This window comes from Candidatus Chloroploca sp. Khr17 (assembly GCF_004138165.1).
Taxonomy (GTDB): Bacteria; Chloroflexota; Chloroflexia; order Chloroflexales; family Chloroflexaceae; genus Chloroploca.
This window is the reverse complement of the sequence record NZ_RYFF01000103.1, coordinates 1-7,794: the sequence shown is the minus strand read 5'-3', so window position 1 is coordinate 7,794 and position 7,794 is coordinate 1. Positions and strand designations below refer to the sequence as shown.

General features: G+C 58.1%; 7 protein-coding genes and 1 pseudogene. 5 read left to right on the top strand and 3 right to left on the bottom strand.

Translation table 11 applies throughout. The features are described 5' to 3' along the window. Positions 1 to 148 precede the first annotated feature (148 nt). From EKD05_RS24780 to EKD05_RS24765, 4 genes are all read left to right on the top strand, one after another. Positions 149 to 751 carry a response regulator transcription factor gene (locus EKD05_RS24780; protein WP_129678223.1) on the top strand — a complete coding sequence of 201 codons (603 nt, stop codon included), beginning with the start codon at positions 149 to 151 and terminating at the stop codon, positions 749 to 751. Then, positions 748 to 1,737: a hypothetical protein gene (locus tag EKD05_RS24775; protein ID WP_129678221.1), complete on the top strand. Its 990-nt coding sequence runs from the start codon at positions 748 to 750 to the stop codon at positions 1,735 to 1,737. The genes EKD05_RS24780 and EKD05_RS24775 overlap by 4 nt, the downstream gene beginning before the upstream one ends. Positions 1,738 to 2,072: 335 nt before the next feature. Continuing rightward, positions 2,073 to 2,555: a hypothetical protein gene (locus EKD05_RS24770; RefSeq protein WP_129678219.1), complete on the top strand. Its 483-nt coding sequence runs from the start codon at positions 2,073 to 2,075 to the stop codon at positions 2,553 to 2,555. Between the two features lie 32 nt (positions 2,556 to 2,587). Next, a complete protein-coding gene (locus tag EKD05_RS24765; protein WP_129678217.1) occupies positions 2,588 to 3,412 on the top strand; it encodes a hypothetical protein in 825 nt (274 codons plus the stop codon). A gap of 227 nt (positions 3,413 to 3,639) precedes the next feature. Here EKD05_RS24765 and EKD05_RS24760 read toward each other — a convergent pair whose 3' ends face one another. From EKD05_RS24760 to EKD05_RS24750, 3 genes and pseudogenes are all read right to left on the bottom strand, one after another. Next, the gene (locus EKD05_RS24760) at positions 3,640 to 4,017 is read right to left on the bottom strand and encodes a hypothetical protein (protein WP_165360960.1); all 378 of its coding nucleotides are present in this window, start codon (positions 4,015 to 4,017) and stop codon (positions 3,640 to 3,642) included. A gap of 573 nt (positions 4,018 to 4,590) precedes the next feature. After that, a pseudogene (gene rnhA / locus EKD05_RS24755) lies at positions 4,591 to 5,061 on the bottom strand (ribonuclease HI); the annotation flags it as partial. 317 nt (positions 5,062 to 5,378) lie between these two features. Further along, on the bottom strand, positions 5,379 to 6,806 hold the full coding sequence (locus tag EKD05_RS24750; RefSeq protein WP_129678211.1) for a hypothetical protein: 1,428 nt from the start codon (positions 6,804 to 6,806) through the stop codon (positions 5,379 to 5,381). Between the two features lie 341 nt (positions 6,807 to 7,147). On the opposite strand from EKD05_RS24750, the gene EKD05_RS24745 reads away from it, so the two are divergent. Further along, positions 7,148 to 7,651 (top strand): site-specific integrase, encoded by a 504-nt coding sequence (locus tag EKD05_RS24745; RefSeq protein ID WP_129678209.1) that lies wholly within the window; start codon positions 7,148 to 7,150, stop codon positions 7,649 to 7,651. The last annotated feature ends 143 nt before the right edge of the window (positions 7,652 to 7,794 follow it).

Below are 7,794 nucleotides of genomic sequence, written 5' to 3'. Positions count from 1 at the left end.
AAGCGTTTCGGCGGCGGGAGCTGGCTGTTCAGGGCTGTGGGTAGTCATCACAACGATCCTCTCGTACCGCCCTGCATGCAACGGGTTTTTGGGAGCATGGTGTCCAAAGGTAGTCTAGCACATAGGGGCCCCCTACCAGATCGAGGTCGTGCCCGCCCGCTCGGGCGAGGAGGCGCTTGACCTCGTCGCGCAGGGTCCGCCCCTCGATGCCGCGATCTGTGATGTACTCATGCCGCATGCGGAACTTGAAGGCATCGCGGCGGCCCGCGTGCTCTGGTATGAGCACGGCATCCCCTGCCTGATCCTGACGAGTGTGCAGGAGGCCGCCACCAGGCTGGCGGCGATCTACGCCGGGGCCTTTGGCTACGTGCACAAAGACATGGCCGAAGCCGACGTGCTCGTGCGCGCCGTGCTGAGCCTGCTGGCCGGGCAGCGGCCCCCGGATCCCCTGGCTGCCCTGCACATCAGCCCCGACGAAGCGCAGCACTTAGCTGAGATCCGCGCTGCCTCCCTGCGAGCGTTGGAGCACCTCACCCCGCAGCAGCGCGTCGTCGCCGGCCTGATCCTGGAAGGCAAGACCAACCAGGAGATCGCCGCGCAGCTTGTGCTCGCACGGGGCACGGTGAATTCGCATGTGAGCAACATCTTGCAGCGCCTGAACCTGGCGACCCGCCGCGCCGTGAAGACCCGCGTGCTGCTCAGCTCTCCCGGCACGGGCGGGAACCACCGCCTACCGAGGACCACGCCATGACCAACACCCACGACACCCCCGACACCCGCGCCACCCTGGACGAGTCGGACGACCCGCACGCGACGCTCGACGACCTGCACCGCGCCAACCGGGTGATCCAGCAGGCGCAGCGGCAGATCACGCGGGGGCTGAGTGACCTGGCCGAGGGCATCGTTAGCCTATCGCTGATCTTGCTGGAGGTACGCCGCCGCCGTCTCTCCCGCTTTGACCCGGCGGCACCGACCTTCGAGCAGTTTGTCGTGCAACGCCACGGCATCAGCGCCCAGCACGCCAAACGCTATGTCGACGCGCTCACCGCCCTGGGGCCGCAGCAGTATCACACCCTGCTCAGCGATCTGGGCTTCCAACGCACCTACGCGCTGGCGATGCTGCAGCACGCCGATCCCACGCTGGTCACCGCCTTTCAGGCGCTGCCAACCCCGGAACGCCACGCCGTCACCGTGGCCCAGATCGAGGCGGTCGACGCCACCGTCACCGCCGAACTCCGCCGCCAGGTGGCCCAGTTGGAGCAGGCGATCACCCGCGAGCAGGGGTTGCTGCAGCAAACCCGGCGCCGCCTGCACGACGTGGAAGACCTGCATCAGCGCGTCACCAGCGACCTGATCGAGGAACGCGACACCGCCCAGCACGCGCTTGATCAGGAGCAGGCCCAGACCGAACGGTTGCGCCGCTTGCTGCGCGACGCGTCGCCGCCGCCGCCCGCCACGCCGGATGCAGCGCGCCGTCCCTCCGCGAGCGGCGCCGCTCCCCTGGCCGCCCTGCCGGCCCCGGTACCCGCGCCGCCCGTCACGGAAGCGGTCGTCGTCGTGGTGACGTGTGACGTCGGGGCGCTGCTCAGCGACATACGTGCGGTGCAAGAAAAGCTCGCCCGACTGACCCAACTCCGTCGTGACGACCTTCCATCCGCCGAGCGCCAGGCCCTCGCCGAAGCGTTGCGCCAGCTGGCCGCAACCCTGCAGACGCTGTGGGCGACGGTTGAATACTGAGGAACCCGCTTATGCCCATCCCTGAGGCGGCCCAGTGGTCGCAGCACCATGTGTGTGGAGGAACCCGCTTATGCCCCAGGGCGATTGCATCATACGAAACCGGATAAAAAAATATGCTCTCTGTGGCAGCATGGGCATGCAACCAGCGGCGCAAACGGCGGCACCCGGCAACAACGAGGCACCCGCAAGGGGTGCCCCTACAAGGGCCGGGGGCCGGGCCCGGTGTACGGGTACCCTGGTGGGGTGCATGCACGGAAGATGCAATCGCCCTGGATCATGCCCATCCCTGAGGCGGCCCAGTGGTCGCAGCACGCTGTGTGTGGAGGAACCCGCTTATGCCCATCCCTGAGGCGGCCCAGTTGCATCACGACTATGTCCGTGAAGGCAAGACCATTCGCGACCTGGCCCGCGTGTACCGCTGTCGGACGTCCGTGCTGCTCGCGGCGATGGACGCTGCCGGGATTGCGCGCCGTCGGCCCGGCCGCCCACGCGCCCCCGTGCCGGATTGGGACGCTGAGAAGTTGCACCAACTCGTCAAAGCGAAGGGGATCCGGTATGTGCGCGCCTTTGCGCGTCGGCACGGGGTCAACCGCGAGAAACTCGCCGTCCTGCTGGGCACACCACCGCTGGAGCGCGGCCAGCGGCGCCGCCAGGTCGCGGTCGCGCACGACGCCGCCATCCGCAGCGCCTATGAGGCCGGGGCCTCGATCAACAGCCTGGCGACACGTTATGGCTGCACGCGACGCGCCATTGGCTACAGCCTGGATCGCACCAGTGGCGGCAACAATGGGCAGCCAGATCCGGCAATCGAGCTTTAACTGCCCATTGTTGCCCGCGTGAGAGGAACACCATGGCCCATCCCGACGACCACGCTCGCCAAGCCCAGGAAGATACACCCAGGTTCGCGCCGATCCGCCTCACCTGTCCCCACTGCGGACAGCCGCTCGACGTCGTCCCGGTGCTGGCACCACCACCACCGCCGAACGCCAGGCTGGAAGCACCAGCGCGATCATCGGCGGGGCTCATTGGTCGCGCCGCATTGAGCGCGATGCAGCAGCGACTCTTCCCGTTCAGCGCCGCAGCTGGGCCGCATCACCAGCACGCGGGAGGTGCCGCGAACGACCGTGATCCGGTGACACCACGCCCCTGGCGCACAACCATCCTGGTCATCCTCGGGATCGTCATCATCGCCGCCCTGCTCATCTGGTTCGGCCAGCCGTCGGGCGGCGTGAGCGAAACCACCCGACCTGCCCCGGCAGCGCAACCAACCCTGGCCACGACCAATGTTGGCAGCCCGCGCGCCGACGAAGCCGCCCTTCTCGACACCCTGGCGGGCTACCACCGCGCCGAAACCGAAGCCGCCGCCTTGCTGACGATCGAGCCGCTGCTGCCGTACCTCGATCCCACCGGCCCCTTCGCCCAGCGCCGCCTCGCCCAGCTCGCCGAACGCCAGCGGCGCAACGCCCCGCATCGCTCGATCCTCGTACGCTGGGGGATCGGTGCGATCACCGTGGACGGCGACACCGCCACCGTCGTCACCCAGGAGACATGGAGCAACCAGGAGGCCGGCGCCGTTGCGCCGGAGCAGGCGACGGTGCGCGTGACGTATACACTGCGGTGGGAGGCGCGCGTGGGGAGGTGGTTGATTGTGGAGAGCGAGCAGATGGGGGTGTAAGGCTCGTGTGATGTGTATGGCTGCGAGCGGAAAGGATTGCCGCTGAACGGCCTGGGCATCAGTCGCCGACGAAGGCGCGATGCAAGAAAGTTGTAAAATACCACTGATTGCCAGGGTCAAATAATACCCGATCTGAATTTTCTTGGATATATTTTTATGTTCTATAAGCCCTTCGGTGACAACAAACAAAACATGTATGCATACTACTTTCGGGCTGTGAAGGTGGCTCATTTCGCTTTAGGACACCACTTCCTCTGGTTCATCAGCGATTCCGACTCTGACGCAACGTAGGCAAATGCGACTGGTCGCATGCCGTCAAAAGCGGCCGCGACAGGCACTCCTCCCTCAGCAACGTCGGACAACTGGGCCAACCGATCATCGGAGAGATGATCCTGAGCGGCAATCTCGCTAAGGCTCATCTCACGACATTGATCCGGTGGTGGCGGTGGAAAGAGTTCGGGCGCGGAGAAGACGAAGGCAAGCTCTGCGCTAAACCCCGGCAGGAGAGTTCGCACGCGTTCGATATTGTCGGCGAAGGCAAGCAGTTCCGGCACAGCGCTCACGGCCTGTACAAGTACAAGGGCACTGGGTTTCGGCTCACCCACTACCGAACCTGAGCCATCCTCTGCGCTCCAAACTACAAAGCCGTTGCGAGTGTGATTCTCGAGAAGCTTGGAACCCTCCCTCAACAGCAAGGCGCACTTCTCCACCCACAGCGGGAGCTCAGGAAGGACTGATAAGTAGCGCTTCCTTCCGTCATTCATTGTCCGTGTCTCCGAACGTCGACTCAGACGGCACAGCGGTCAAAGCCGCCCAACGAGGAGCGTCAGGTGCTCCGCCTGGAATTGGAGTCTCCCCATACTGCTTGGTGCTAAAGGGCGCTGTGATGCGGTAGCGAGCAATCGACAATCCAAAATCTGCAATCTCAAATGGTATAACTAGTCTAATGGTAGCGTATCAAAAAAGCGTTTTGCATCTTCCACCATATACATTGCGTGACAACTAGGGCAGTAGAGATAATACTCGAAGTAATATGATTGAGTTGCTTTTGGCTGTTTTCGAGGTACCTGCTTAACTACAGGTGTCCCACATTTTCTACACGCTTGACCCGCTCGTGTCATTTTTTCTGCTTTTACTGATGTGTTTTTATGTATTTTATTGGTATTTTCCGTACGTTGCTCAAACCCTTCATCTACTGGCAGATCAGCTTGTATAAGTGCTGCGCAAGAAAGTTTGTCACAGCGTTCGTTTTCTTGATTGCCTGCATGGCCCTTAACCCATCTAAATTCAACGTGGTGTTGCTCGCTTAATTCAAGGAGCCGATTCCAGAGATCCACATTTACCGCTCGTTCCTTTTTGGAACGCATCCAGTTATTTGCTTTCCACCGTTTTGCCCATCCTAGAGACATCGTATCAACAACATATCGAGAATCAGTATACAACATTACAATGCAAGGCTTTTTAAGTGCTTCTAATGCCTTGATTACTGCCATAATTTCCATGCGATTATTTGTGGTATAACAAAAACCACCAGACAATTCTTTTCGATTATCTCCGTATATAAGAACTACTCCGTATCCTCCTGGTCCTGGATTTGGCTCACAAGCGCCATCAGTGTAAATAGTAACTTGCTTTAGATCTTCACTCATACGGATCTCCTTAAGGTTGAAGCGTCCATCTAGCACGGCTATCATTGTGCCGCCCAACGATTCGCTGTCAGCTGCGCCGCTGGCAGGCGTGTGAAGCGGCACTGGCCCCGAGAGAGACAAGCACCAGCAAACCGCGAGGCGGCACCCCTTGGATCACCTTGCCCTTCGCGTCGCCGAGTCGCTGCTGGAGAAATGCGAGCGCATACCCGTCGGTTATAGCCGAACGTAGTTTGCGGGTAAAACGAGCCCAGCTTAGGGTCGTGCCAGCGGCGTCAGCTGCACAGCGTTGTTCGGGTGCACTTATTCGTGCTCTACCTTTATCGCATCTGATGAGCAACACTGATCAAGAATCGAATAACCCCTTCCATCTTTGTTTTGAGAGCCAATAACTGGTCTTCAGTGTAAGGTATGTGAATTGCATGTGTACCCTGCTGAAAGAGTTGGACGAAAGCCAGTACTGCTTCAACGTCTTTTTCTACAAAATCAGAGAAAGGCCCGTGGTTAATATTGCGGCAGATAAAAAGTAGCCTTGCTCTTCGGGTCGGCCTATGCTTGTCATAGAGCTTTGGGTCGGGATTCCATTTCTTTATTTCATCGTCCGGTGAAAGTTGGTGCATTACATGGGTCAATAACTCGCGGAGTGACGTGGCAAAGTGCCTTGCTCTATCTGGGTTGTTGGAGTTGAGTGCGGATACAGCGCCTTCCCACAACTGAATTAGACCTGCATTTAAAGATGTTAGTTGATTTCTTAAGCTGTCTTCATTTTCCGAGGCTAATTTCTGGCGCAGTTGCTGTTTATCCTCTGTTTCAATTAGAATTTCGTCTTCATTGGCAATAGATTCCAGTAAGTCTGCGCTTGTGAAATACTCAATAGTGGGGAGTCTTGTGAATTCAGGAGGATAGTTTAATATTGCGAATTGATTGTCCTCGAAAGAATCAATCAAGCTTGTGTACGATTCTGAAAAATTTAAGAGTATGGATTTAAGTGTCTCGCTGGTTTCTAGTGGAATAGCAAGCCTGTCGTGAAATCGCGACCAATCTATAGTAACGATAGTAGTATCTGCGAGTTTTGCGATGGCGGCAATTTCGCCGAGTTGAGATTGAATAGTGGGTAGAATGCCCGTGATTGACGCTGCTATATCTTCGATAGGGTTTATGTTCTGCAGCCAAGCATTAGATATTTCGTTAAGTTGATATTTCGCTAATCCAAACGTATCGAGAGACTGAATGAGACTATTTATAGTGTTTTGATTTTGTTCGGCATAAATGGATATTTGTGCTATAAAAGCCGAATCAATAAGTTTCAGTTCGGGGATGTCAAAATTGAGCCGCGGAGGTTCTGTAATTGAAGAAAGCATATTCAACATTTTCTCGTTGTGCTCTGTTAAGTAAGATTTTATAGCATTTCTAATTGTATCAAAAGAATCCTTTTCTGATTCGTAGTGCCTGTTAATTGTGTCTTTGTGGGCAGTCCACAGGGTGGCAACTCGAATAAGTAGTTTGTCTTTCCACTCCCTGATTTCCGTCAGCGGAATTTCCGGCGTGATTAATTGATGATGAATTAGGTTTATGACAAATTCGCGTGCTGCCACGTCTTGTTTTAGTGCTTCCTCAATAAATACCGCATCTCCAACTGTTAAAATGCGTAGCCTAAGCGTACCGTAACGATAGGTGCGTACTCTTACTGCATTATCGCGGGTTCCAAATAATCGGCTATTATTTCGCCGTGAACCTTGCTTGCCCATCTTCATCCGTTCTGTTGAGTAAGGTGTGGTACGTTACCTCAATTCTAGCATAAATACTATGACGCAGAATTGTACAGTGCAGCCGAACGCCCGCCTTTACCGGCGCCGCTGGCAGCATTCGTAGATCGAGACGCGGTTCGAGCGATACCGACACCAGCAAACTGCGGATGCGCGCCCCTCGGGTTGTGGAATGGCGCTGCCACGCGGATTGAGTCACGGCGAATGGCGGGGGCAATAGCGCGCCGCGGTTTGCGTTCCAGACTCGCCCCGAGTCAGGGGCCGCGCTGGTTACATCAAGTTGACCAAAAACGTGCTCTGCTGGGCGTAGTACCAGGAGGTCGATGATGGATACCCGAACGAATGATGACTGGATCAGCGCCTTTGCGGCCTCCCTGAGTCGGCGCTTTCCCGACCGGGCCACGACCAAGCACGACGTGAACGACCTGCAGATCTTCGTGCGCGCCCAGCCCAAGCCCCTGACCAGCGTCACGCGGGCCGCCATCGATGCCTTTGTCGATGGCGAACGTGCCCGCGACGGTGCCCCGGCCACGGTCAAACGCCGGACGGCGACCCTGGTCACCTTCTTTGCCTTCCTCGCCGAGGAGCTGGATGAGCCGCAGCGCCCCAATTCGGTGAACATGCGCCGACACGCCGGGCGCCAGCCTCAACTCCTCCCGCGGGATCGCGCCGACCAGGATGACGGAGGCCGTACCGGGGTTTCCGTGTCAAGCGTTTCGGCGGCGGGAGCTGGCTGTTCAGGGCTGTGGGTAGTCATCACAACGATCCTCTCGTACCGCCCTGCATACAACGGGTTTTTGGGAGCATGGTGTCCAAAGGTAGTCTAGCACATAGGGACCCAGCAGGCCCAGGCCGATCCCGATCCGTCTGTTGTGCTCGATCATGCGCTCGACTCCTTAGAAGCTGTCTGAAAAGGATGGCGGTCGCCGGGCCAGGTTGGGTACACTTGGGGTATGAAGTACCAAACCTA

Bases quoted from the DNA above. Each gene is read 5' to 3' on its own strand.
- EKD05_RS24775 (WP_129678221.1), top strand. From the start codon at position 748: ATGACCAACACCCACGACACCCCCGACACCCGCGCCACCCTGGACGAG.
- EKD05_RS24770 (WP_129678219.1), top strand. From the start codon at position 2,073: ATGCCCATCCCTGAGGCGGCCCAGTTGCATCACGACTATGTCCGTGAA.
- EKD05_RS24765 (WP_129678217.1), top strand. From the start codon at position 2,588: ATGGCCCATCCCGACGACCACGCTCGCCAAGCCCAGGAAGATACACCC.
- EKD05_RS24750 (WP_129678211.1), bottom strand. From the start codon at position 6,806: ATGGGCAAGCAAGGTTCACGGCGAAATAATAGCCGATTATTTGGAACC.
- EKD05_RS24745 (WP_129678209.1), top strand. From the start codon at position 7,148: ATGATGGATACCCGAACGAATGATGACTGGATCAGCGCCTTTGCGGCC.